This window comes from Mycobacterium sp. NPDC049093 (genome assembly GCF_040704635.1).
GTDB lineage: Bacteria > Actinomycetota > Actinomycetes > Mycobacteriales > Mycobacteriaceae > Mycobacterium.
On sequence record NZ_JBEZJS010000004.1, the window covers coordinates 100,374 to 123,846 of the forward strand.

21 protein-coding genes are annotated in these 23,473 nt (G+C 67.9%); 8 read left to right on the forward strand and 13 right to left on the reverse strand.

Annotated elements, in window-relative coordinates; translation table 11 throughout:
* Positions 1 to 30: 30 nt before the first annotated feature.
* Positions 31 to 879: a bacteriocin biosynthesis cyclodehydratase domain-containing protein gene (locus AB0876_RS16000; RefSeq protein WP_491838295.1), complete on the forward strand. Its 849-nt coding sequence runs from the start codon at positions 31 to 33 to the stop codon at positions 877 to 879.
* 42 nt (positions 880 to 921) lie between these two features.
* Entirely contained in the window at positions 922 to 2,256 is a 1,335-nt protein-coding gene (locus tag AB0876_RS16005; protein WP_491838294.1) for a macrolide-binding ATPase MABP-1, read from the forward strand.
* 115 nt (positions 2,257 to 2,371) lie between these two features.
* Here the strand turns inward: AB0876_RS16005 and AB0876_RS16010 are convergent, their stop codons facing one another.
* The 3 genes from AB0876_RS16010 to AB0876_RS16020 all read right to left on the reverse strand — a co-directional run bounded on the left by AB0876_RS16010 (position 2,372) and on the right by AB0876_RS16020 (position 6,083).
* A complete protein-coding gene (locus tag AB0876_RS16010; protein WP_082448913.1) occupies positions 2,372 to 2,683 on the reverse strand; it encodes a WhiB family transcriptional regulator in 312 nt (103 codons plus the stop codon).
* Positions 2,684 to 3,169: 486 nt separating this feature from the next.
* Positions 3,170 to 5,284 carry a UvrD-helicase domain-containing protein gene (locus AB0876_RS16015; RefSeq protein WP_526042395.1) on the reverse strand — a complete coding sequence of 705 codons (2,115 nt, stop codon included), beginning with the start codon at positions 5,282 to 5,284 and terminating at the stop codon, positions 3,170 to 3,172.
* Positions 5,285 to 5,339: 55 nt separating this feature from the next.
* Positions 5,340 to 6,083, reverse strand: a complete 744-nt coding sequence (locus AB0876_RS16020; RefSeq protein WP_526042396.1) for an SDR family oxidoreductase — start codon at positions 6,081 to 6,083, stop codon at positions 5,340 to 5,342.
* A gap of 71 nt (positions 6,084 to 6,154) precedes the next feature.
* Here AB0876_RS16020 and AB0876_RS16025 point away from each other — a divergent pair, with 71 nt between their 5' ends.
* Positions 6,155 to 6,631, forward strand: a complete 477-nt coding sequence (locus AB0876_RS16025; protein WP_526042397.1) for an RrF2 family transcriptional regulator — start codon at positions 6,155 to 6,157, stop codon at positions 6,629 to 6,631.
* A gap of 24 nt (positions 6,632 to 6,655) precedes the next feature.
* Here the strand turns inward: AB0876_RS16025 and AB0876_RS16030 are convergent, their stop codons facing one another.
* Genes AB0876_RS16030 through AB0876_RS16040 form a run of 3 tightly spaced genes read right to left on the reverse strand, consistent with a single transcriptional unit; the run spans position 6,656 to position 8,818 of the window.
* Positions 6,656 to 7,096 carry a hypothetical protein gene (locus AB0876_RS16030; RefSeq protein ID WP_491838291.1) on the reverse strand — a complete coding sequence of 147 codons (441 nt, stop codon included), beginning with the start codon at positions 7,094 to 7,096 and terminating at the stop codon, positions 6,656 to 6,658.
* 11 nt (positions 7,097 to 7,107) lie between these two features.
* A complete protein-coding gene (locus AB0876_RS16035) occupies positions 7,108 to 7,992 on the reverse strand; it encodes a dihydrodipicolinate synthase family protein (RefSeq protein WP_491838290.1) in 885 nt (294 codons plus the stop codon).
* Positions 7,993 to 8,032: 40 nt separating this feature from the next.
* On the reverse strand, positions 8,033 to 8,818 hold the full coding sequence (locus AB0876_RS16040) for an aldolase (RefSeq protein ID WP_491838289.1): 786 nt from the start codon (positions 8,816 to 8,818) through the stop codon (positions 8,033 to 8,035).
* Between the two features lie 154 nt (positions 8,819 to 8,972).
* Here AB0876_RS16040 and AB0876_RS16045 point away from each other — a divergent pair, with 154 nt between their 5' ends.
* On the forward strand, positions 8,973 to 9,911 hold the full coding sequence (locus tag AB0876_RS16045) for a carbon-nitrogen hydrolase family protein (protein WP_526042756.1): 939 nt from the start codon (positions 8,973 to 8,975) through the stop codon (positions 9,909 to 9,911).
* 145 nt (positions 9,912 to 10,056) lie between these two features.
* Positions 10,057 to 10,368 (forward strand): hypothetical protein, encoded by a 312-nt coding sequence (locus AB0876_RS16050; RefSeq protein WP_491838288.1) that lies wholly within the window; start codon positions 10,057 to 10,059, stop codon positions 10,366 to 10,368.
* A 7-nt stretch (positions 10,369 to 10,375) separates the two neighbouring features.
* Here the strand turns inward: AB0876_RS16050 and AB0876_RS16055 are convergent, their stop codons facing one another.
* The 3 genes from AB0876_RS16055 to AB0876_RS16065 form a co-directional block, all read right to left on the reverse strand.
* Positions 10,376 to 10,903, reverse strand: coding sequence for a helix-turn-helix domain-containing protein (locus AB0876_RS16055; RefSeq protein ID WP_526042398.1), 528 nt, complete (start codon positions 10,901 to 10,903; stop codon positions 10,376 to 10,378).
* 112 nt (positions 10,904 to 11,015) lie between these two features.
* Positions 11,016 to 12,029, reverse strand: a complete 1,014-nt coding sequence (locus AB0876_RS16060) for an acyl-CoA dehydrogenase family protein (protein ID WP_526042399.1) — start codon at positions 12,027 to 12,029, stop codon at positions 11,016 to 11,018.
* Positions 12,026 to 13,162 carry an acyl-CoA dehydrogenase family protein gene (locus tag AB0876_RS16065; protein ID WP_526042400.1) on the reverse strand — a complete coding sequence of 379 codons (1,137 nt, stop codon included), beginning with the start codon at positions 13,160 to 13,162 and terminating at the stop codon, positions 12,026 to 12,028. The genes AB0876_RS16060 and AB0876_RS16065 overlap by 4 nt, the downstream gene beginning before the upstream one ends.
* Positions 13,163 to 13,263: 101 nt before the next feature.
* On the opposite strand from AB0876_RS16065, the gene mrx1 reads away from it, so the two are divergent.
* The gene (mrx1, locus tag AB0876_RS16070) at positions 13,264 to 13,509 is read left to right on the forward strand and encodes a mycoredoxin Mrx1 (RefSeq protein WP_054601722.1); all 246 of its coding nucleotides are present in this window, start codon (positions 13,264 to 13,266) and stop codon (positions 13,507 to 13,509) included.
* 5 nt (positions 13,510 to 13,514) lie between these two features.
* Here the strand turns inward: mrx1 and nudC are convergent, their stop codons facing one another.
* Together nudC and AB0876_RS16080 are read right to left on the reverse strand one after the other, a co-directional pair.
* Complete coding sequence (nudC, locus tag AB0876_RS16075; protein ID WP_491838284.1) at positions 13,515 to 14,459, reverse strand: NAD(+) diphosphatase; 945 nt, start codon at positions 14,457 to 14,459, stop codon at positions 13,515 to 13,517.
* Positions 14,456 to 15,550: a potassium channel family protein gene (locus AB0876_RS16080; protein ID WP_491838283.1), complete on the reverse strand. Its 1,095-nt coding sequence runs from the start codon at positions 15,548 to 15,550 to the stop codon at positions 14,456 to 14,458. The genes nudC and AB0876_RS16080 overlap by 4 nt, the downstream gene beginning before the upstream one ends.
* A 75-nt stretch (positions 15,551 to 15,625) precedes the next feature.
* Here AB0876_RS16080 and AB0876_RS16085 point away from each other — a divergent pair, with 75 nt between their 5' ends.
* Positions 15,626 to 16,015, forward strand: a complete 390-nt coding sequence (locus AB0876_RS16085; protein ID WP_064888262.1) for a DoxX family protein — start codon at positions 15,626 to 15,628, stop codon at positions 16,013 to 16,015.
* 118 nt (positions 16,016 to 16,133) lie between these two features.
* Positions 16,134 to 16,859: a VIT1/CCC1 transporter family protein gene (locus tag AB0876_RS16090; protein ID WP_526042757.1), complete on the forward strand. Its 726-nt coding sequence runs from the start codon at positions 16,134 to 16,136 to the stop codon at positions 16,857 to 16,859.
* 11 nt (positions 16,860 to 16,870) lie between these two features.
* On the opposite strand, the gene AB0876_RS16095 is transcribed toward AB0876_RS16090, so the two are convergent.
* The gene (locus tag AB0876_RS16095; RefSeq protein ID WP_526042401.1) at positions 16,871 to 20,200 is read right to left on the reverse strand and encodes an ATP-dependent helicase; all 3,330 of its coding nucleotides are present in this window, start codon (positions 20,198 to 20,200) and stop codon (positions 16,871 to 16,873) included.
* Complete coding sequence (locus AB0876_RS16100; RefSeq protein WP_526042402.1) at positions 20,197 to 23,352, reverse strand: ATP-dependent helicase; 3,156 nt, start codon at positions 23,350 to 23,352, stop codon at positions 20,197 to 20,199. Before AB0876_RS16100 ends, AB0876_RS16095 begins: the two co-directional genes overlap by 4 nt.
* Positions 23,353 to 23,473 lie beyond the last annotated feature (121 nt).

The following is a 23,473-nucleotide window of genomic DNA, read 5'->3' on the forward strand; positions in this document are numbered from 1 at the left end:
CGGTGCCTGCCGCCGTGGCAGAGTCATCGCATGACGCGCTACGTGCTCGCCGCAGGCCGTCCGATCCTGCTGCGCCCCGACGACTCGGTTCAGTTGGGCTGGGACCCGCGGCGCGCGGTACTGGTGCGGCCGCCGGCCGGACTGAGCCAGGCACAATTGGCCGATCTGCTGCGGGCACTGCAAGCGGGCGCAACCCGCGACGAATTGGCCATGGCGGCAGGAACATTCGACGATGCTGAGGCGATCGACGAGCTCATCGGCGCATTGACCGAAGCCGAGATGCTCACGGCGCTGACTGCCGCGCCGCCACGGCCGGCCCGGTCGGCCTCCATCCGCGTGCACGGCCGCGGACCACTCTCGGAACTGCTGACCAACGGCCTGCGCTGCTCGGGCGCCCGGGTCAGGCACAGCACGCACCCGCACACCAGGAACGTGGCGGCCTCCACCGACCTCGTGGTGCTGGCCGATTACCAGATGTCCGACCCGCGGCTGCTGCAAGAACTGCATCGCGGCGGAATCGCCCACCTGCCGGTGCGGGTCCGCGACGGCGCCGGTCTGGTGGGGCCGCTGGTGGTGCCCGGCCAGACCAGCTGCCTGCACTGCGCCGATCTGCACCGCGCCGATCGCGACGCGGCGTGGCCGGCCGTGGCCACCCAGCTCAGAGGTGCCGTGGGCAGCGCCAGCCGCGCGACCATCCTGGCCACCGCGGCCCTGGCCATGCGTCAGGTCGATCTGGTGATCCGTGCCGTCAGCCATTCTGGCGGTGCGCAGCCGGCGCCCGAGGCGCCGCCGACGCTCAACACCACACTCGAACTCGACGCCGACGGGTACGCGATCGCTGCCAGACATTGGTCCCGCCACCCCGACTGCCCGTGTTGAAAACGAATGTTGCCAGTTAGTTGCGGCACATTCAGGAGCATCGTGGATGATGGTCTGGTGACCGACATCAAACGGGGAAGCGTCGCACGGAATGCGAAGCTGGCCGGTCTGGCCGGCGGTATGGCGGGACGGGCAGCACTAGGCTTCGGCAAGCGTCTGACCGGCAAGTCCAAGGACGAAGTCACCGCCGAACTGATGGACAAAGCCGCTCAACAATTGTTCGCCGTGCTCGGTGAGCTCAAGGGCGGAGCGATGAAGGTGGGCCAGGCACTGTCGGTGCTGGAGGCGGCCATCCCCGAGCAGTACGGCAAGCCGTATCGCGAAGCTCTGACCAAATTGCAGCGCGAAGCTCCCCCGCTGCCGGCAGCCAAGGTGCACCGCGTGCTCGATGCACAGCTGGGCACCAAATGGCGGGAGCGGTTCACCTCCTTCGACGACACCCCGGTGGCCTCGGCCAGCATCGGCCAGGTGCACAAGGCGGTCTGGTCCGACGGCCGTGAGGTGGCCGTCAAGATTCAATACCCCGGTGCCGACGAGGCACTGCGCGCGGACCTCAAGACGATCCAGCGCCTGGTCGGCGTGTTCAAGCAGCTGGCCCCTGGCGTCGACATCCAGGGCATCGTCGACGAGTTGATCGAACGCACCGACATGGAGCTGGACTACCGGCTCGAGGCCGAGAATCAGCGTGCGTTCGCCAAGGCGTACCGCGACGATCCGCACTTCCGCGTTCCGGCCATCGTCGCCAGCGCACCGAAGGTCGTCATCGCCGAATGGATGGACGGCATCCCGATGTCGGTGATCATCCGCGAGGGCACGCCCGAACAGCGCGACCTGATGGGCACCCGACTGTCCGAGCTCACCTTTGACGCGCCCAAGCGCTTGCAGATGATGCACGGCGATGCCCATCCGGGGAATTTCATGTTGCTGCCCGACGGGCGGATGGGCGTCATCGACTTCGGCGCTGTCGCGCCACTGCCCGACGGCTTCCCGACGTCTCTGGGTGAGTGCATCCGGCTGGCTCGGGACAAGAACTACGACGAGCTGCTGCCCACCATGGAGGAAGCCGGTTTCATCCAGAAGGGCCAACAGGTTTCGATCGAGGAAGTCGACGACATGTTGCGCCAGTACGTCGAACCGATCGAGGTCGACGTGTTCCACTACAACCGCCGTTGGATTCAGCGGATGGCGGCCGGTCAGATGGACAACTGGGTGGCCCAGATCAGGACAGCCCGCCAGCTCGATCTGCCGCCGAACCTGGCCATCCCGCTGCGGGTGATCGCTTCGACCATCGCCATGTGCTGTCAGCTCGACGCGCATGTGCCGGTGAAAGCCATTGCCACCGAACTGGTTCCGGGTTTCGCGGACGAAGCGGCCTGACCCCCGCTCGCTTCTCGAATGTCACGCTGGAGTGACGCCCGGCTTCGGGCGTCACTCCAGCGTGACAATGGCGGGTTCGTCCGTGTGGACCGACGCGGAGGCCCCGGCCGCCGCACTAGGCGGCGGCCGGGTTACCTGCGGCGTTCTTCCGCGGACGGCCACGCGGCCGCTTGCGGGCCACAATGGTTCCGCGGTCGAGGATCTCGCCGCCCCAGACGCCCCACGGCTCCTGCCGTTCCAGCGCGGCGGCCAGGCACTCGTTACGGATCGGGCAATCCGCGCACAGTGCCTTGGCCTGCTCCAGATCGACTGGGCTCTCGGCGAACCACAGATCGGGATTCCCGATGTGGCATGGCACCGCCGGCAGCCGCTCTTCGCATGTCACCGGCGCGACGCTCATCTCCGGAGCGGTCATCGCAATGGACATGTGCTTATCCCCCTGCTTCCTGGTCGTTTGTTGTCGGCGATCTGTCTCTTCGAGGGATCTGCGACCAGGTTTCGAGGGTTGGAACAACTCCCAAAAACAATGGCCACGGATCCGGTTGACTGCGGGTCCGTGGCCATTTGGCTGTGATGGGAGCTCTTCCTAGAAGGGGCTCCGATCCACGGACGCGCCAGTCGCGGCGGCGGGACGGCGCTTATGCTGCGGCGCAATAGCAGCAGCGGCGGCGGCCGGCCATCCGGCGGCGGGGGCAGCGGGTGCGGCGTACCGACGGGCTGCCGGGGAAACCGCGGCAACGGCGACGGCGAGCACGGACGACGGCATGCCAGCAACCGCTACACCGCTGAATTCGATGTTGTTATCCATTGCGGGCACCCTCCTTCCGTCTCGTTACCAGAGCTGTGTTACGAGGCTAAAGCCTAACAGCCAGATCGCACAACCTATTTTCTACCTGCGGTTTTGGCACGATCTTTACGAATTTTGGCGGCCGCGAACCAACTCGAGAACATCTGGGCCGTATTGCTCAAGCTTGCGCGCACCGATCCCGGGAAGCGCCACCAGTGCGGCTTCGTCGGTCGGCAGAGACTCGGCGATGGCGATCAGAGTGTTGTCCGTGAACACCACATAGGCCGGCACTTTCATCTCCTTGGAGACCCGTAGCCGCCATTCCTTGAGCTCGGCGAGCAGCTCCTCGTCCAAGTCCGACGGGCAGGTTTCGCAGCGCCGCAACATGATCGCGGGCGGAGTTGTCAGAGCGGCATTGCAGACCCGGCAGCGCGGCGCCGGTCCTCGCTGACGACGCGACCGGTCCGGGCTTGAGCCGGCCCCGTTCTGCAGCTGCGGCGCGATGCCGTTGAGGAACCGCGACGGCCGTCGGCCCTGCCGCCCGCCCGGGGTCCGGGCCAGCGCCCAGCTCAGCCCCAGGTGTACCCGGGCACGGGTGACCCCGACATAGAGCAGCCGACGCTCCTCCTCCACCGGTTCACTGTCGGGTCCGTGCGCGAGCGCATGGGAGATCGGCAAAGTGTTGTCGGCCAGGCCTACCAGGTACACCGCATCCCACTCCAGCCCCTTGGCGGCGTGCAGCGACGCCAGCGTCACGCCCTGCACCACCGGTGGGTGGCGCGAGTCGGCCCGCTGGCGCAGTTCGGCGACCAATGCCCGCAGATCCAGCTCAGGGCGCACCGCGACCTCTTCGTCGACCAGTTCGGCCAACGCCGTCAACGCTTCCCAGCGTTCCCGCGCCTTGGTGCCGGCCGGCGGCTCGGCCGTCAACCCCAGCGGTTCCAGGAGCTCACGCACGAGGGCGGGCAGGTTGTCCTCGGGAATGTCCCGCTCCGCGAAGCGTTGCATCGCTACCAGTGACTGACGGATCTCCTGGCGGCTGAAAAAGCCCTCGCCGCCGCGCACCTGGAACGCAACCCCCGCCTCGGTGAGCGCCTCCTCATAGACCTCGGACTGCGCGTTGATCCGGTAGAGCACCGCGATTTCGGCCGGCTCCGTTCCGTTTTCGATCAGCTTCTTGATGGACCGGGCGACGGCGTTGGCCTCGGCGACCTCGTCCGGATATTCGGAAAACGTCGGCTCGGGACCAGAATCGCGCTGCCCCACCAGATGCAGCTTGCTGCCGGCCATCCGGCCACGTGCGGCTGCGATCACCCGGTTGGCCAGTGACACCACCTGCGGCGTCGAGCGGTAGTCGCGCTCCAGCCGCACCACCGCGGCGTCGGGGAAACGTCGCGAGAAGTCCAGCAGGAACCGCGGGGTGGCCCCGGTGAACGAGTAGATCGTCTGGTTGGCATCACCGACCACGGTGAGATCGTCGCGCTCCCCCAGCCACGCGTCGAGCACCCGTTGCTGCAGGGGCGTGACGTCCTGGTACTCGTCGACGACGAAGCAGCGGTAGCGGTCGCGGAATTCCTGCGCGACGGCGGCGTCGTTTTCGATGGCCGCGGCGGTGTGCAGCAGCAGGTCGTCGAAGTCCAGCAATGCTGAGCCGTCGCGGCGCGCCTTGAGCGCCTCGTAGCCCGAATAGACCGCCGCCACCTTGGAGGCGTCGAACGGAATGTCACGCCCGGTCTTCGCGACGGCCGTGCTGTAGGCCTCGGGGGTGATCAAAGATGCCTTGGCCCATTCGATTTCGCCGGCCAGGTCACGGACATCGTCAGTACTGGTCTGCATACCCGCCCGGTTGGCGGCCTGTGCGACGACGGAGAACTTGCTGTCGAGCAACTCCCATCCGGTGTCGCCGACCAGCCGCGGCCAGAAGTACTGCAGCTGCCGGCGCGCCGCGGCGTGAAACGTCACCGCCTGCACCGCAGCGGTGTTCACCCCCGACTCCTGGCCCAGCACGCGCAACCGGCTCCGCATCTCCCCGGCCGCGCGCGCGGTGAAGGTCACCGCCAGCACCTGACTGGGCGCGACGTGACCACCGGCCACCAGATGCGCGATCCGGCGGGTGATGGTGCGGGTCTTGCCGGTGCCCGCGCCGGCGAGCACGCACACCGGACCGCGGGCGGCCAGCACAGCCTCCCGCTGCTCATCGTCCAGATCGCCCAAGGCGGGCGAGGGAGCCTCCAACGGCATGCGGTCCATGGTGTCAGAGACCGGTGACATCATCGGGCCCGGCGTGTCCCCCGGCCTACCGCTGCCGGCTCAGCCACTGGTCGAAGGTGGTGGGCGCGATGCGGGCATTCTCACCGGGCAACAAGGCATTGCCCGACATCGACAGCCCGAAGATCGACGACCACGTCGGCACCAGCGTCAACTCACGCCCGCGCGCCGCCAGGGTCCGGCGGGCCAGGTCCACCAGATCCTGGGTCTGCGGACCGGCCACGTCGACGTGGCGGCCCTGCGGGTCGCCCACCACCACCTCGGCGAGCACGGCGGCCACGTCGTCGGGATCGATGGGCTGAACCAGCAACGGGGCGATTTCGGCACGCCCGTTCTGCTCGGTCCAACGCACCACCATCTCGGCGAAATCATGGAACTGGGTGGCCGGCACGATCGTCCACGGCACGGACCCGGCCTCGATCAGCCGCTCCTGCTCGCGTTTTCCGGCATAGTGCGGATTGCCCTCGATGTCGTGGATTCCCACGATGGACAGCAGCACATGGTGCGCCACTCCCGTGCGTGCTTCGGCCGCGAGCAAGTTGCGGGTGGCGGTGCCCAGGTAGTCCACGGTGCTGTCCCGGTCCGCGGGCGGCGCACTGATCGCGTCGACGACCGCCTGCACCCCGGCCAGGGCCGCGTCGAGACCCTCCCCGGTGGACAGGTCCACCCCGTTCGAGCGGCTCATCGCCACCACGTCGTGTCCGGCACCCTGCAGCGCCGCGACCACGCGCGCGCCGATGTTCCCTGTAGCCCCGGCAACTGCGATCCGCATGACGACTCCTGTCCTGGCCGATAGATATCTCGGACTATATAGGTCCTTGATATCTGTAATAAACTTCGGCCGTGAAACTTCCCGTGGCTACGGAGTGGGCGCTGCACTGCGCGACGTCGCTGGCGCAGCTCGAGGCCGGGACCACCGCATCGGCCGCCGATCTCGCGGAGTACTTCGACCTGCCCGCGGCCTACCTCGCCAAGCAGCTGCAGGCGCTCACCCGTGCGAGCGTGCTGACCGCGACGACCGGCCCGCGCGGTGGGTTCCGGCTCGGGCGGGCACCAGCCGACATCACGCTGCTGCAGATCGTCGAAGCCGTCGACGGTGCGGCCGCTCCCTACGAATGCCGCGAGATCCGGCAGCAGGGCCGCGGCGCCCTACCTGCCGTCTGGTGCCGCCACGAGTGCATCCTGGCCGTGAAAATGGCTGAGGCGCACCAGGCTTGGCGGGCCAGCCTCGACGACGTCACGCTTGCCGACATCCTCGCCGACATCCCGGCCGCGGCACCGGCCCGCACCCGAAAGTTGTTGGGCAGGCGGGGCACATAGCCGGATCGCGCCCGCCCGGTCAACTCAGCCCCATTGTCCGACCACGTATCCGACGAGCAGAACCGCGAATCCACCGATCTCACCGGCGATCAGCAGCGCCATCGAGACGTGCATCCCGGCATTCGGGTGTTCGAACTGATTCGTCGTGTCACGCCGCGCGCCATGGACGATGTAGCTGATGATCGCGGCGAGGAAGAAGAACACCAGCACCATGGCCGCAGTCAGGTTGACCCAGTCCGGCCACGCACTGAGTTCGACGAACACCGCGGTCAGCAGCGTCGCGAACGCATACAGCAGCGACGCACGATGGGCGATGTCGACATACGGATGGGCGACGTGCTGCGCGGAAGTGGCCATCTGCCGGTACTTCCACACTCCGAGTGCGAGTGCCAGCAGGAAGATCAGCCCGGCCGCGAGCAACGTCGTCGCGGTGGCAATACCCAACGCCGGGATGGCGCGATCCATGCCGCCGCCCCTCACGACACGTCGAGGAGCCGGCGCAGTTCCTCGCGATCGTCGCCATCGAGCGGGAGCAACGGCAGCCGCGGCACGCCGACCCCCTGGCCCACCAGTTCCAGGCCGCCTTTGATCGTGGTGGGCAGACCGCCCGCGACGATGAACTCCAGGAAGGGCTTGAGTTCGGTGTAGATGGCCTCAGCCTTCGTCCAGTCTCCGGCCTGTGCCGCTGCGTAGAGATCCAGGCACGGCTGCGGCAGCAGGTTCGGCGCCGCTGTACACCAGCCCCTGGCTCCCGCCTTGAAGGCCTTGAGAATCATGGGATTACTGCCGTTGTAGAACGGCAGCCGGCCGTCGGTGAGCTCGGACAGGCGCTCCATGCGGGTGATGTCACCGGTGGATTCCTTGACCATGGTGACGTTGTCGATGTCGTTGAACATCTGCACCAGCAGCTCCGGCCGCATGTCGATGCCACTGGTCGCCGGGTTGTTGTAGACCATGATCGGAATCCCGATCGCGGCGCCGATCGCCGCGTAGTGCTGGGCGATCTCCCGTTCGGACAGCTTCCAATACGAGATCGGCAGCACCATCACCGCGTCGGCACCGGCGCGCTCGGCGTACTGGGCCCGGCGAATGGTGTTGGCCGTGGTCAGATCTGAGGCTCCGATGATGACGGGGACCCGCCGGTCGACCACCCCGATCGTGGTGTCGATGACGGCATCGAACTCGGCTTCGGTGAGGTACGCCGACTCACCGGTGCTGCCGAGCGGGACGATGCCGTGCGCTCCGCCGGCCACCAGGCGTTCGACCAGGGCAGCGAGCTTGCCCGTGTCGATCTGGTGGTCGTCGGTGAACGGCGTCACCGGATAGGCGAGAATTCCGTGGATCTCAGTGTTGGCAGTCATGTTCGTCCTTCTTCCGTACGGTTGGAGCTGGCTTCGGGGATCAACTGGTGAGCGCGTCGGGGTGATTGCGCAGCGCGCGCCGGGCGTAGTAGGCGAAGTTGGCCTGGCTGCGTTTGGGCCGCAGCGTCCAGTCGTGGGCCTCGCGGGCCAGTCGCGGCGGCAGTTCGGCGATGGTGCCCGCGGCCATGGCGGCCAGTTGCAGTTTGGCGCCGCGCTCGATCAGCATCGCCAGCGAGCATGATTCCTCGATGCTCGCTCCGGCGATCACATGGCCGTGGTGGGCCAACAGGATCGCCTTCTTGTCCCCCAGTGCGGCGCTGATGATCTCGCCCTCTTCGTTGCCGACCGGAACGCCGGGCCAGTCGGCCAGGAAGGCGCAATCGTCGTACAGGGGCGCGATGTCCATCTGCGATACCTGCAGCGGGACTTCCAGCATCGACAGCGCCGCGACGTGGAACGGATGCGTGTGCACGATGCACTGGACGTCGGGCCTGGCGCGGTAGATCCAGGTGTGGAATCGATTGGCGGGATTGGCCATTCCCTCGCCCTCGAGGACGTTGAGATCTTCGTCGACCAGCAACAGATTGTCTTCGGAGATCTCGTCGAAGCCCAGCCCCAGCCGTTGGGTGTAGTAGGTACCGGGCGTGCCGGCCCGCGCGGTGATCTGACCGGCCAGGCCGGAGTCGTGGCCCGCGTCGAAAAGTGCCCGACACGTCAACGCCAGCTTCTGCCGCGTCGTCAGGGTCGACTCTTCGATATGAGTCGACAACCCGTCGAGGGCACGCTGCATCAGAACTTGTTTCGAATCACCAAGCGTAGTCGTCATCTCGGCCTGCCTTTCTCGGTGGGGAACCAGCGACACAAGAATTACCGTATGACACTTTGTGTCCTGATGTCAACGTTGCTGAGCACCAGCTACGCTTGCCAGCAGGTGACACCATGTGTCCACCGTGCATTCACAATCCAAGGAGAGTTCGATCATGGTCCTGGCGGCGGCAGTCCAACTCGACGCGACACTCGCCGATGTTCCGGCCAACCTGGCCGCCTGCGAGCGGCTCAGCGATGAGGCCGGGCATGCGGGGGCACGGATCATCGCGCTACCGGAGTTCTTCTCCACGGGGATCGGCTTCGCAGCCTCGCTGGCCGACGCAGCGTTACCCCCGGACGGCCCCGCCACGCAGCTTCTCACCACGCTCGCCCGCCGGCACTCAGCCCTGGTGGGCGGCTCTTTCCTCTGCCGCGACCCCGACGGACACGTCCGCAACGCGTATTTTCTCGCCGATCCGACCGGCGTCATCGGGCGACACGACAAGGACCTCCCCACGATGTGGGAGAACGCGTTCTACGTGGGCGGCAACGACGACGGCGTCATCGACACCGCCGGGTATCAGGTAGGCGCCGCGGTGTGCTGGGAGCTGATGCGCACAGACACGGTCCGACGCCTGCGGGGTCGCGTGGACCTCCTCATGACCGGCTCGGGCTGGTGGTCGATCCCCCGGTGGCAACCACATGCCGTGTTCGACCGCATGGAGCACAACAACCGTCGCACCGCGCGCACAGCGGCGGCCTCGTTCTCCCGCTATATCGGTGCACCCTGCGTGCACGCGGCCCACGCAGGCAACCTCGAATGCTCAATGCCCTGGTTGCCGGCGACCTACCGCGGCCACTTCGAGGGCTCGACCATGATCACCACGGCCGCCGGCGAGATCGTCGCCGAACGACGGGCCGAGGAAGGAGAGGGCGTGGTTCTCGGGGAGATCGCGGTCGGCCGCCGGGATCCCGGCCTGTCCGCCCCCAGCGGCTATTGGTTACACAAGCGCGGCCTCCTACCGAGCACAGTCTGGCACTACCAGCGCTGGCACGGCCGCCCGTGGTACCGACGCAACGTGGCTGGCACCCCATCGGGGGTATCGGCCTAGGAACACCTTCACCGGGCGAAACCCGGTCGAAACATGCGCTTTTCACCCCGACAACCGCAGGCCAAACAATATGTTTCCTTCATGACACATTGTGTCCTATGATTCGAGGCGTACTGCTCGGACCATCGAGAAGGAGTGCAAAGCCATGAAGCACATCGCAACCATCACGGCGCTTTCTGTGGGCGTAGTCGCCGGCGGCCTCACTGTCGGCGCCGCGGTCGCCGCGGCGGCCCCGACCGGACCGTCGGCAGCAGAAACCATCGCGCGACTACAGGCCGAAGGCAAGCGGGTGATCATCAACCGGGTCGGCAGCGGCCCGCTCAGTCAGTGCATGGTGACCGATGTCCGCTCAGTGGTCTTACGGCCGCAGGCGAAGACGGTCACGATCCACGGCCTGCCGGATCTGGAGCCCATCCCCACCGTGCACGTGAACCTCAAGTGCTCGCGCGGGTCCTGAACGTAAGTCAGCGGTTACGGCCGTACTCGGTGTGGGTGATCACCAGAACCTCACTGGGCGTGCTCCCCCGCTGCCGCAGCTGGTGCGGTAACGACGCATCGAAATATGCGCAATCGCCGGGTTCCAGGATGACCAGGTCGTCCTGGTAGCGCAGCTCCACGACACCTGCGTGGACGAACACCAGCTCCTGCCCGGCATGCTCTGGATGCGGATGTTCGGCGAACTTCAGTGTCGGTCGCACGATGAACGGCGACATCGACTTTCCGAGCATTCCCGCGGCCACGGCGTGATAGCGGCTGCTGCCCCGCTCGCCCGCACGGTCGATGGACAACGTCGTGACGGCAGGATCCTCGGAGAACAACTGTGCGACATCGACCTCGAGCGCACGCGCCAACTTCATCGCCACCGCGATCGACGGGGTGGAACGCTGGCGTTCGACCTTGGACAGGTAACTCTTGGTCAACCCCGTCGCCTCGGCGAGCTCCTCAAGCGTCATGCCCCGCTGTTGACGCACAGCACGCAACAGAGCGCTCATAACACCTCCTGCTCCCGGCGAAGAATACCCAATTCGGGTAATAGTCCCATAGGACAGCCAGTGTCATATCGTCGACATTCCGATCGGCCATACTCTCCTGGTGACGCGCGAACTATCCGCCGGCACCAGTGACCAACGCCCACAACCCGTCCGCGCCAGCCCGAGTGGCGTACTCGGTGAGCTTGTCGTCCCATTGCGCGACCGACCCGTACTCCGAGCGCCACGACAGTGCCGGCATGGTGAACTCGTGCAGGCGATGCTCGCGGGTGGTACCGATCGCGCCGTGGACCTGATGAGCGTTGCGCACGACCACTGACGCCGCATGGCCCGCGCAGGAACGTGCGACTGCGACAAGGAAATCCAACTGCGGTGAGGACCAATCCGAACGCAGCGCCTCGGCCAACGCGCCGTCGGTGGCCGCGCGAGCCAGTGCCGACTCGGCAGCGATGTCGGCCACCAGGTTCTGCACCGCCTGGAATTTCGCCAGCGGCCGGCCGAACTGGGTGCGCTCGGTCGTGTGAGCCACCGACATCGCCAGGATCCGGTCGAGTGCGGCACATACCTGAATCGCCCGCACCAGTGCGGCACGGCGGGTGAAATGATCGAACACGTTGTCGGGCAACGATGTTCCGCCCAACGCGGCGAGATCTGCTCTGACGTCATCGCGCGGCTCCCCCGCCCGGTTGTGGCCGGGGATGACCGTCAGCGACGCGGTGTCCACGTCGGCCACGCGGTAGCCCGCATCGTCGCGCCAGAGCACCACCACCCGCTCGGAGTCCGCCGCCCACGGCACCCCGCGGGCCGCACCGTCGGCGTCGAGCAGGCAGGCGGTGCGGCGCGCGTCGTCGACCTCCAGCCCGGCCGTCTCCAGCAGCCAGCAGGCCAGCAGATCGTGTTCACCCAGTGGGACACTCACGCCGTGACCGGCGGCCGCGCGCAGTAACTCGGCGGCCTCAGCCCAGCCGGCCCCGCTACCGCCGCCTTCCTCGGCTCCGGTCAGCCGGATCAGCCCGAGTTCCCCAAGTTGGTCCCACAATTCGTCGACGCCCTCACCGGGCGCGTACTTCTCACGGTGGGCGGCGAACACCGCCGCCATCATCTCCACCAGTTCGGTGTCGACACTCATCTCATCCCCAATCCCCGCGCAATGACCCCGCGCAACACCTCGTTGGTACCGCCGCGCAGGGTGAACCCCGGACGCTGGGCCACGGCGTCGGCCAGCATCGCGTCGTAGCTCTCGTCCTCCGTCTCCCCGAGAACGTCGGCGAAATCGGCAATATCGCCTTCGGTGGATGTTCCGAGCACCTTCACCACAGCCGCCGCGGTGTCGGCCGGCTCGTGCCGCTCCAGCGCTCCTGCCACCGCCATCGACATCTGGTGCAGTCCGGTGATGCGGGCCAGATAGCGCCCCAGATCTGGGTGGCGCGGCAGAGATCCGTCGCGCATGTGCGAGGCCAGGTCGGCCAGCAGCGGGAAGGTCGACAGGAAGCGCTCGGGCCCACTGCGTTCGAAGCTGAGCTCGGAGGTCACCTGCTGCCAACCGTTGCCGATGGTGCCGAACACCATGGTGTCGGGCACGAACACCTCATCGAGGATCACCTCGTTGAAATGGTGCTTGCCGTTCATCGAGATGATGGGCCGGATGTCCACGCCGGGCGCGTGCAGATCGACGATGAACTGGCTCAGGCCGTCGTGGCGGTGTGCGGGATCGACCGGCGCACTGCGGGCCAGGCAGATGAACGCGTGGGCCAGATGTGCCCCCGATGTCCACACCTTCGCACCGGTGATCGCCCAACCCCCGTCGACCTGCACCGCCTTGGTGCGCACGCTGGCCAGATCTGATCCGGAATCCGGCTCGCTCATGCCGATTCCGAAATAGCACTCACCTTTGGCGATGGCGGGTAAGAACTTTCGTCGCTGCTCCTCGGTGCCGTACTTGAGCAGTGACGGGACGATCTGCCGGTCGGCGATCCAGTGCGCCCCCACCGGAGCCCCGGCCGCCAGCAGCTCCTCGGTGACCACGAAGCGTTCCTGGTGGCTGCGCCCGTGCCCGCCGTAGGAGACCGGCACCGTCATGCCCAACCAGTCGTTGGCGGCCAGCGCCCGGCTGAAGTCCTCGTCCCAACCGGTCAGCCAGCTGTCGGCATACCGGCCGATCCTGCCGGCCCGCTGCTGCTCGGCGACGAATGCGCGCACCTGTAGCCGCAGCTCGTCGAGCGCGTGCGGGTCGCCGGCCACCGGCGGTACCAATCGGGTCATGTTCGGCTCCGTCCCATTGCAGATTGGCAACTTACCGCTGCGGGCCGGAGACCTGCGTCACCGCGGGGATCAGGCAGCCGTTCAGCTACGTTATGTGCACTATGACTGCTACACCCACTGTGACCATGTACACCACGACGTGGTGCGGCTACTGCTCGCGGCTCAAGATGGCGTTGAAGTCCGAGGGCATCGCCTGGACCGAGGTCGACATCGAGCAGGATCCGGCCGCCGCCGAGTTCGTCGGGTCGGTCAACGGCGGTAACCACGTGGTACCGACCCTGAAGTTCGCCGACGGGTCGACGCTGACCAACCCGACCATCAAGCAGGTCAAGGCCAAGCTCGGCTAGCCGTCTCAGTCCAGCGCCGCCCAGGATTCGATGATCTCGCGAGCGATCGAAATCGAGCCGGGCAGCAGCAACCGTGACCGGGAATCGCCGTCGGCCGCACCCCAGTCCCCCTGGTCCAGCGCTTCACGGATCTCGGCCCGGGTGAACCAGCCGGCCTCGGCGATCTCGCCGTCATTGAACGAGAACGGCTGCTCGGGATCGCCGACGGCGTGGAAGCCCACCATCAGCGACCGCGGGAACGGCCACGGCTGACTCCCCAGGTACTGCACATCGGTCACCGTGATGCCGATCTCCTCGGAGATCTCCCGCACCACACAGGTCTCGAAGGATTCACCGGCCTCGACGAAACCGGCGAGGATCGAGAACAACCGCTCGGGCCACACCGTCTGCCGGGCCAGCACCGCGCGGTCGAAGCCGTCATGAACCAGGCAGATCACCGCCGGGTCGATGCGCGGGAACTCCTCGTGGCCGTTGACCGGGTCGACGCGGGACCAGCCGCCTTTGGCCGGTTTGGTGGCGCCACCGTCCACCGCGCTGAACCGGGCCCGGTCATGCCAGTTGAGCAACGCTGTCGCGGTCGACACCAACTGGGCGCTGACGTCGTCGAAGACCTCACCGGCCCGGCGTAGGTCGAGCACCTCGACCGGCTGGTCCGGGTCCTCGGGCCCCTCCAGAGCGCTGCGAATGCCCCAGACATGCCGCCCGTCGGCCAGCCGTCCCAAGAACACCGCGTGCTCCGGCGGCTTGTCGGTGCCCAGGCTCGAAGCCTTGCCGAGGACCACCTGGCCACCTGAGATCAGCACCTGGTTGCGTCGGTCGACCCGCAGCAGCAGCGCGTCCTTCCAGCCTTCGGTCGCGGCGTCGATATCGGTGCGCAGGGCATCGGCACGGTCGGCACCGACCCGCGAGAGCAGAGGAACGTTGCGCAGGCCGAAGGTTCTAGGTGTCATCGCTCGGCGTCCGCGCTGCGGATGTAGAGCAGCCGGTCCCCGGCCTCCAGCGCATCCACCTCAGGCGCGTCGACCCGCACCAACCGGCCGCCGCGCACCACACCCAGCACGATGTCGTGCAGATGGCGCGGAGAGCCGCCCTCCTCCTTCGGAGTGACCTCGCGCTCGGCGATGGCGAAGCCCGCGTCGGGAGTCAGCAGATCCTCCATCATCTCCACCACGCTGGGTGTCTGCGTCGCGATACCGAGCAGGCGGCCGGCGGTCTCGGACGACACGACCGTGGAGTCCGCGCCCGACTGCTTGAGCAGATGCAGGTTGTCCGACTCCCGCACCGCCGCGATGATCTTGGCTTTGGGGGCCAACTCGCGGGCCGTCAACGTGACCAGTACCGCGCTGGCGTCGTTGTCTGCCGCGACGATGATCGACTTGGCGTGCTGGGCGCCTGCCAGCCGCAGGACACCGGAATTGGTGGCGTCGCCATGCACGGTCACCAACCCAGCGCCCTTGGCGCGTTCCAGCGCTGCCGCGTTCTCGTCGACGACGACGATGTCAGCCGGGGAGACCTCGTCGCCGACCATTGCGGCGACCGCCGTCCGGCCCTTGGTGCCGTATCCGATGACGACGGTGTGGTTACGCACTTTGTTCCTCCATCGCTGAATCTTCAGCGCCTGCCGGGATTGGGTGGTCAGGGTTTCCACGGTGGTACCGATGAGAACGATCAGGAAGGCCACCCGCAGTGGCGTGATGACGATGACGTTCACCAGCCGGGCCGAATCCGAGTACGGCGTGATGTCGCCGTACCCCGTGGTCGACAGCGACACCGTCGCGTAGTACAGGCAATCCAGGAACGTCAACGGATTGTCGGGATTCGGGGCACTGTCGTTGTCCCGATACCCGTAGCGGTCTGCGTAGACGATGAGCACCGCCGCGAACAGCGCGCCCAACGCGTACAGCACCCGCATGAAGATCTTGCGGGCCGGGCTGACGAACGGCTCGGGGATGCGCAGCACATCGACGAGCGCGGCATCCGGGCGCGAAGTCAGGTTCGGGTCCATCGCGGCGAGCCGGCGCCGCAGCCTGCCTTTAGCCACGCGACCCCATCATCGAGCAAAGCACCCCGGGATGTGCCGGGATCATTCCGATCAGACGCACGCCACAATGTAACCATGACCGCACCCGAGCCTCAGCGGATCTCCTCCGCACCCACCGCACAACGCATGGCGGCCCTGCTCCTGGGCATGGGCACGCTGCACTTCGTCGCGCCCAAACCCTTCGACTCGATCATCCCGGCCGAGCTGCCCGGCAGCGCCCGCTTCTACACCTACGCCTCCGGCGTCGGCGAGCTGGCCACCGGCGCCCTGCTCGCCGCGCCCCGCACCCGGCGCCTCGGCGCACTGGCCGCCGTGGCCCTGTTCATCGCCGTGTTCCCCGGCAACGTGAACATGGTCCGGCTGTGGTGGGACAAGCCCTGGCCGATGCGGATCGTGGCGATCGCCCGGCTGCCGCTGCAGATCCCGATGATCACCACGGCACTGCGGGTGTACCGCAACTCGTAGCCGCGCTACCAGAACAACTGGCTACCAACGAGTTTCACCGCCCGGCGCAGGTTCGGACCCTTCCCGAGCCGAGGTTTGGCAAGGCTATCGTTGCTGGTGACGTGCCGTTTTGATCGATATGGTCGGGATCGTGACGAATCCCAGCCATCCCTCCGAGCCGCACGTCGGATCACTGTCGTCGAAGCTGAACTGGCTGCGCGCCGGGGTTTTGGGCGCCAACGACGGCATCGTCTCCACCGCAGGCATCGTGGTGGGTGTGGCCGCGGCGACGGTGGAGCAAGCGCCGATTCTGACCGCCGGCATCGCAGGCCTGGCCGCCGGCGCAGTCTCGATGGCGTTGGGTGAGTACGTCTCGGTGAGCACGCAACGCGACACCGAACGCGCACTGCTGCGCAAGGAACGCCGCGAGTTGCGTGACGACCCGGCCGCCGAATTGGACGAGTTGAGCGCGCTCTACGAGGCCAAGGGGCTGTCGACGGCGACCGCACGCACGGTGGCCGAGGAACTCACCGACCACGACGCCTTCGCCGCGCACGCCGAGGTCGAATTGGGTATCGATCCCAAGGATCTGACCAATCCGTGGCAGGCGGCAGCATCCTCGGCGCTGTCCTTCACCATCGGTGCGCTGCTGCCGTTAATCGCGATCCTGGTCCCACCGACAACGTGGCGTATCCCGGTGACCGTGGTGGCGGTGCTGCTGGCGCTGATGCTCACCGGGGCGGTATCGGCCGGGCTGGGTGGGGCGCCGAAGGGACGCGCGGTGCTGCGCAACGTGATCGGCGGCGGCCTGGCCCTCGCGATCACCTATCTGATCGGCCTTCTGGTGGGCACCACCATCACCTGACCGGAATACATCTAGAACTCCCGGGCCCCGCTCGACGATGCCGCGGGGTCGGCCAGCAGCGCGACGAGTTCGTCCTCCCCTGGTAGCGCTTCCGGGCTGACGGTCCGCCCCGAGCGCACATAGTGGAACGCGGCCCGTACCGACTCCGGTGCGCATCCGCGCAGCGACGCCCAGGCCAGGCGGTATACCGCGAGCTGAACCGCGGCCTGCGCCATGGCTTCCGGCGTGGCCGGCGGCTCGCCCGTCTTCCAGTCGACCACGGTGGTCGTGCCGTCCTCGTCTGCGAACACCGCGTCGATACGGCCGCGCACGACGGTTGTTCGAGTCGTTCCGATCGCCATGTCGAAGGGCACCTCCACCTCGATCGGGGTGCGTGCGGCCCACGACGACATGACGAAGGCGTCCTGCAACTCGGACAGTTCGGCAGCGCTCGCACGTCCGCTGTCACTGTCCACCGCACCGGGGATGTCGTCGAGGTCGAACAGCCGTTCCGAATGGAAGAACCGCTGCACCCACTCGTGAAACGCGGTGCCCAGCAGCGCATGCGGGTCCGGGCGTTGCGGCAACCTCCGGCGCAGGCGCTGCAACGCAGCCTCCCGGTCACGGCTCAACTCCACCAAGGTGCTGACCGACACCTGGCCGGGCAGCTCAAGCGGCGCGACCTGTGGCGCACGATCCCGCTCGGCCAGAAGTGCATCGACATCGGCGGCCCAGCCCTCGGCGTCGGCGGTGTCGGTGTCGGTGTCGGTGTCAGCGGCGTGCTCCGAGCCCGCCTCCGCCCGGCTGCCGTCGGCCAACACCTGGGCCACCAGCGCCGCACCCCGGTCGACGTCGGACTCTCTGGCGGGGGCCGCCGGCCAGATCGCTTCGACAGCCTTGTCCCGCAACGGGTTGACCTCGCCGGCCGACGGGTCGGGAGCCCACTGTTCGATCTCGCCACACGGCTGCCCCTGCGCGGCCGCATCCTCGATGATGGTCTTGATCTCACACAGGAACTCCGAGGGCCCACGCGGCTTGCTTTCGGTGGCACCCCAGTGATGCCCGGAGATCAGCAGGGTGTCCTCCGAGCGGGTGATCGCGACGTAGAGCAACCGGCGCTCCTCGTCGATGCGCCGCTGCTCGAGGCTCCGTTTGTGATCAGAGATCTTGTCCGACAGGATCTTCCGGTCGTTGATGTCAGACGTGTCGAGCACGGGCACACCCAACTCCGACTCGGTCGCACGATCGCCACGCAGCAGCGGAGGCAGATCCGACGAGTCGGTGAGCCAGGTACGTGCCGATGCGGTCGACGGAAATACCCGGCCGCTGAGGTGTGGCACCGCGACCACCTGCCATTCCAGCCCCTTGGCGGCGTGCACGGTCAGGATCTGCACCCGGTCGTGCGACACCGTCAATTCGGCGGGCGCCAGGCCATTTTCGACCTCCGTCGCCACATCCAGGTAGGCCAGCAGCGCGAGCACCGACCCACCCGCGCGCCCGGCGAAATCGGCCACCAGGTCACAGAAGGTGTCGAGGTTCTCGGTCCCGGTCCAACCCGCCGCCACCGGGCGGGCCGCGCGAGCCTCGGCATCCAGTCCCGCGACCCGTCGCACCTCGGCCACCAACTCGGGCAGCGGGTGGCTCAGATGTGCCCGCAGCATGGTCAGTTCGCGCCCGAGCGCCTCGATCCGCTGATAACCCGCAGGCGAATAGTGTTCGGCGGCACCGGGATCGCAGAGCGCGTCGGCCAGACAGGCCGAGTCCGCATCCGGAGCGGCCTGAGCGACGATCTCCGCGGCGCTGGGCTCCCCCACCGGACGATCGTCGAGTTCCCTGGCCCGGCGCCACAGCGCGGCGATGTCCCGGGCACCGAACCGCCACCGCGGCCCCGTCAGCACCCGCATCACCGCGGACCCCGCGGCGGGATCGGCCACCAGCCGCAGCATCGCGACCAGGTCGGCCACCTCGGGTACCGCCAACAGTCCGGCCACCCCGACCACCTCGGCCGGCACCCCGCGGGCGCTGAGTGCCTCGGCCATCGGCGCGGCGTCGGCGTTACGCCGCACCAGCACCGCTGCGGTCGGCGTCTCCGTCCCCTGTGCCACCGCCCCGTGGTAGATCCGGGCCAGATGGTCTGCGACCCAATCACGTTCGGTCTCGACATTATTGAGCAGCGCACACCGGATGGTGCCCGGCTCGGCATCGGGCCTGGGCCGCAGTTCATGCACCGTCACCGAGCGACGCCGGGCTTCGGCCGATACCGCGTTGGCCAGATGCAGGGCACTCGGCGGGTTACGCCAACTGGTGCGCAGTTCCAGCGTCGGGGCGGGACTCCCGTCGATCAGCGGAAAGTCAGTGGTGAACCGGGGCAGGTTGGTTGCCGACGCGCCCCGCCAGCCATAGATCGACTGGATCGGGTCACCCACCGCAGTCAGTGCCAGGCCTTCGTCGACGCCTCCGCCGAACAGCGAGGACAGCGCCACCCGCTGCGCGTGCCCGGTGTCCTGGTACTCATCGAGGAGCACCACCCGGAAACGCTGCCGCAGTTGTTCACCAACCTGCGGGAAATTCGCGGCCAGCCGCGCCGCCGCGGACATCTGCATACCGAAATCCATCACCTTGTCGGCGCGCATCCGCTGGTGCAGCGCATCGATCAACGGCACCAGCTCGGTGCGTTCGGTCTGGGTGGCCAGCATCTTGAGCAGCCACTGGCTGGGCCCGCGGTCACGCTGATAGGGGCCGGCAGGCAGGGTGTGCACCAACCGCTCCAGCTCCACGTGCGTATCACGCAGTTGATCGGTGTCCACCAGGTGCTCGGCCAGCGCGCCGGCCAGGCGCAGCACCATGCCGGTGACAGCGGCCGGGGTCTTCTCGATGGCCAACTCCCCCGGGTGCGCACACACCACATCGAAGGCCAGCTGCCACAGCTCCGTCTCACTGAGCAGCCGGGTGTCCGGCTCGACCGGGAGCAGCAGCCCGTGCTCGCGCAGCAGGGTGCCGGCGAACGCGTGATAGGTACTGACCGTGGCGATTTCATCGGCGCCGCCGGGCACCGGCGCCAGACCGGCACCGGCAAGGCGGGCCAGCCGGGTCCGGACTCGGCGCAGCAACTGGCCCGCGGCCTTGCGGGTGAAGGTCAGGCCCAGTACTTGTGAGGGGGTGGCATAGCCATTGGCCACCAACCAGACGACCCGGGCCGCCATGGTCTCGGTCTTACCGGCGCCCGCGCCCGCGATGACCACCAACGGTCCCGGCGGTGCGGCGATCACCGCGGCCTGCTCCTCGGTCGGCGGGAACAGTCCCAGCGCGGAGGACAATTCGGCCGGGCTGTACCGCACGGCGGCCTGTGCGGATTCCGTCATGACCGGTCCCCCGCAGCCTGGGCCGGGCACGACGAACGCACCGGGCAGTTCGCGCAACCGTCGTTGACGCGGGCCACGAACTGCGGCCCGGCGGTGGCCGCCGCCGCACTGCTGACCGTGCCCAGCCAATCGGCACGAGTGTCTGGTGTCATCGGATCCTGTTCGCGTTCGGTGGCGCCCGCCGCACCTGCCTTGCCCAGGTATACCAACCGGCCCCCGCCCGGCTGATCCCCCTGCGGCAGTAGTCCCGCGGCCACCGCCAGCTGATACGTGGCCAGCTGGGCGTGCTTCTGCGCGTCGTCCTTGGTGACCGGACTCTTACCGGTCTTCAGGTCGACCACGACGAGCCGATCCGCCTGATCCCGCTCGAGCCGATCCAGCCGGCCCCGCACCCGAACGCCCGGCCCGTCGGGACCCGGCTCGACGAGCACGCCCTCGACGTCGATCTCGGTGGAAACCTCGGTCAGCTGTGCCCGGGAGTCCGCGCGCCACCTGGTGAAGGTTTCCAGCATCTCGCGGTGGCGGGACAACTCGTTGTCCGAGTACCACCTTGCCTCGAAAGGCAGGTCTTCCCAGACCTTTTCCAGGTCGTTGACCAGCTGGCTCTCGGTCTTTCCGGAGTCGGCGACCAGCGCATGCAGCAATGAGCCGACCGTCGAACGCACGTCGCGCCCGTCACTGCCGCCGTGGCGCTCCAGCAGCCAGCGCAGCGGGCAGTCGGTGAGCATCTGCAGCGTGGACGGCGACAACACAACCTCAGGCGCCACGCCATCGGTCTCAGACCACAGCGGCTCCTCGGTAGACAACGCCGTCATGGTGTGCCATTGCGAAGGATCCGCCCCCGGCACACCGGCTGCGGCCAGCCTGGCCAACTGAGTTGCCGCGCAGGACCGGGACTCGTCGTCGACAGCACCCTCCGGCGCGCACACGACCGCCCGCAGCCGGCCGACCACCGCCGACGGCAACAGCACCCGCGGTGCGGCCAACGGCGGAAGCGGAACGGATTCCGTTGCCACCTCGGCCAGTTCGGCACAGAACAAAGACGGCAGCAACGATTCGTCCCCGCCATCGCTGTCGACCGCGGTCACCAGCAGCCGGGTCCGGGCCCGCCCCATCGCTGCCATCAACAGCCGCCGTTCCTCGGCGAGTAGAGGGGCGCGGGTCGACACTGCGCGGTCATCGGGCGCGGCCACCCCGTCGAGCACATCAACCAGATTCTGCGTACCCAGGATCCCGCCGCGCGGAATGGTATTGGGCCACAGTCCTTCCTGCACTCCGGCGATCACCACGAAGTCCCATTCGCGGCCGAGTGCAGCATGCGCGCTGAGCACCGAGACCGCGTCAGGCCTGGTGTTCGAATCCGAGGCCGACATCGACGAGCCCAAGGTCGCCACATGGTCCACCAGCCCGCGCAGCGATGCCCCCGCCGTGCGGCTCACAAACTGATCGGCCACATCGAACAGGGTGGTCACCGCGTCGAGGTCACGGTCGGCCTGGGCACCGATGGTGCCGCCCCGCTCACTGGCGGCCAGCCAGCGCGGCTGCAACCGGCAGGCGTTCCAGACCTGCCACAAGGTGTGGCGCGGATCGGCGCCGTCCCGTTGGCTGCGACGGGCGGCGGCCAGCACCGACCGCAGCCGGCGCAGCGGCTTGACGTGTTCGGCCGACAACCCGGCCGGCTCCGCGTCGATGGCCGCAACGAGCAGATCGGTGAAATCCTTTGGTGGCGTGGAGCCATCGGCACGTCGCAGCGCCCGTCGCAACTGCCGCAGGGTCACCGGGTCGACGCGTCCGATCGGACCGGTGAGCAGGTTGATCGCGCTGTCGCCGTCGAGTCTCCCGGCCGCCGCCACCTCCAACACCGTCAGCAGGGCCGCGACCGCAGGCTGCTGGGCCAGCCCCAGATCGGCACCCGTGGCGTGCACCGGCACCCCGGCCCCACTCAGTGCCCGCGCCAGAGCCGCGCCTACCCGCGGAACCGAACGCACCACCACCGCCATCTCCGACCAGGGCACCCCGTCCACCAGATGAGCACGGCGCAGTGCGTCGGCGATGTAGGCGTTCTCGGCATGCGGCGTGGCCGCCAACCGCATGGTCACCTCACCTTGTCCATGCTCGGGGTTGCCTTCCATCGCGCGCCCGGCCCCCACACCGGGCAGCCGGCGGGCGATACCCGAGATCGCCGCAGCGACCGCGGGGGCACAGCGGCGTGACTCGGTGAGGATGATCGCCGGGGCATCCTCGCCGCCGTGATCGCGCAACAACACCGGATCGGCGCCGCGGTAGGAGAACACCGTCTGGTCCGGGTCACCCGCGATCACGGTCAAGCCCGCCCCGGCAGCCAGCACCCGCACCAACAACGCGGCCTGTGGGTCGAGGTGCTGGGCGTCGTCGACCAGCAGCAGGCTGATCCGCGCCCGCTCGGCGGCCAGCAGATCCGCGTCGGTCCCGAGCGCCTCCAGCGCCGCACCGACCAGTTCGGCTGCCCCCAGCGCGGGGACCGTGGCCTGCGGTGCGGCCATCCCGACGGCCGACCGCAACAGCATGATCTGCTCGTAGGCCTGGGCAAACCGGCCCGCCGCCAACCATTCCGGACGTCCCGCCGAACGGCCCAGCCGTTGCAGGGCACGCGGATCCACGCCGCGCTCGGTGCAGCGGGCCATCAGATCACGCAGCTCGGTGGCGAAGCCCGCGGTACTCAGCGCGGGCCACAGCTGCTCGGGCCAGCCCACGAGGGAATCCGCGCCGTCCTCGATATCTCCGGCCAGCAGTTCCCGGATGATGCCGTCCTGTTCAGCAGTGGTGATCAGCCGCGGCGGCGGATCACCGTTGCGCTGAGCCGCCAGCCGCAGCAGCGCGAACGCATAGGAATGCACGGTGCGCACCATCGGTTCCCGTACGACACCGTGCGTGCCCGCCCCGAGCAGGCGGGCGGTGATGGCGGCCCTGGCCTCGCCCCGCAACCGGGCCGAACCGGTCAGCAACAGCACCGACTCGGGATCGGTGCCTGCCGCGATGTGCTCGACCGCGGTGTGGATCAACAGCGAGCTCTTGCCGGTGCCCGGCCCGCCCAACACCCGCACCACACCACCGCGCCCCGGTACCAGCAGCTCGGTGCCGGCCAGTGCCGGTTCGATGTGGTGTGTGGTCATGGAGGAGATGACACCAGAAGGGACCGACAAGTAGCGGAGCGGATTGGAGCGAAAGGCCCGACAAGTAGCGGAGCGGATTGGAGCGAAAGGCCCGACAAGTAGCGGAGCGGATTGGAGCGAA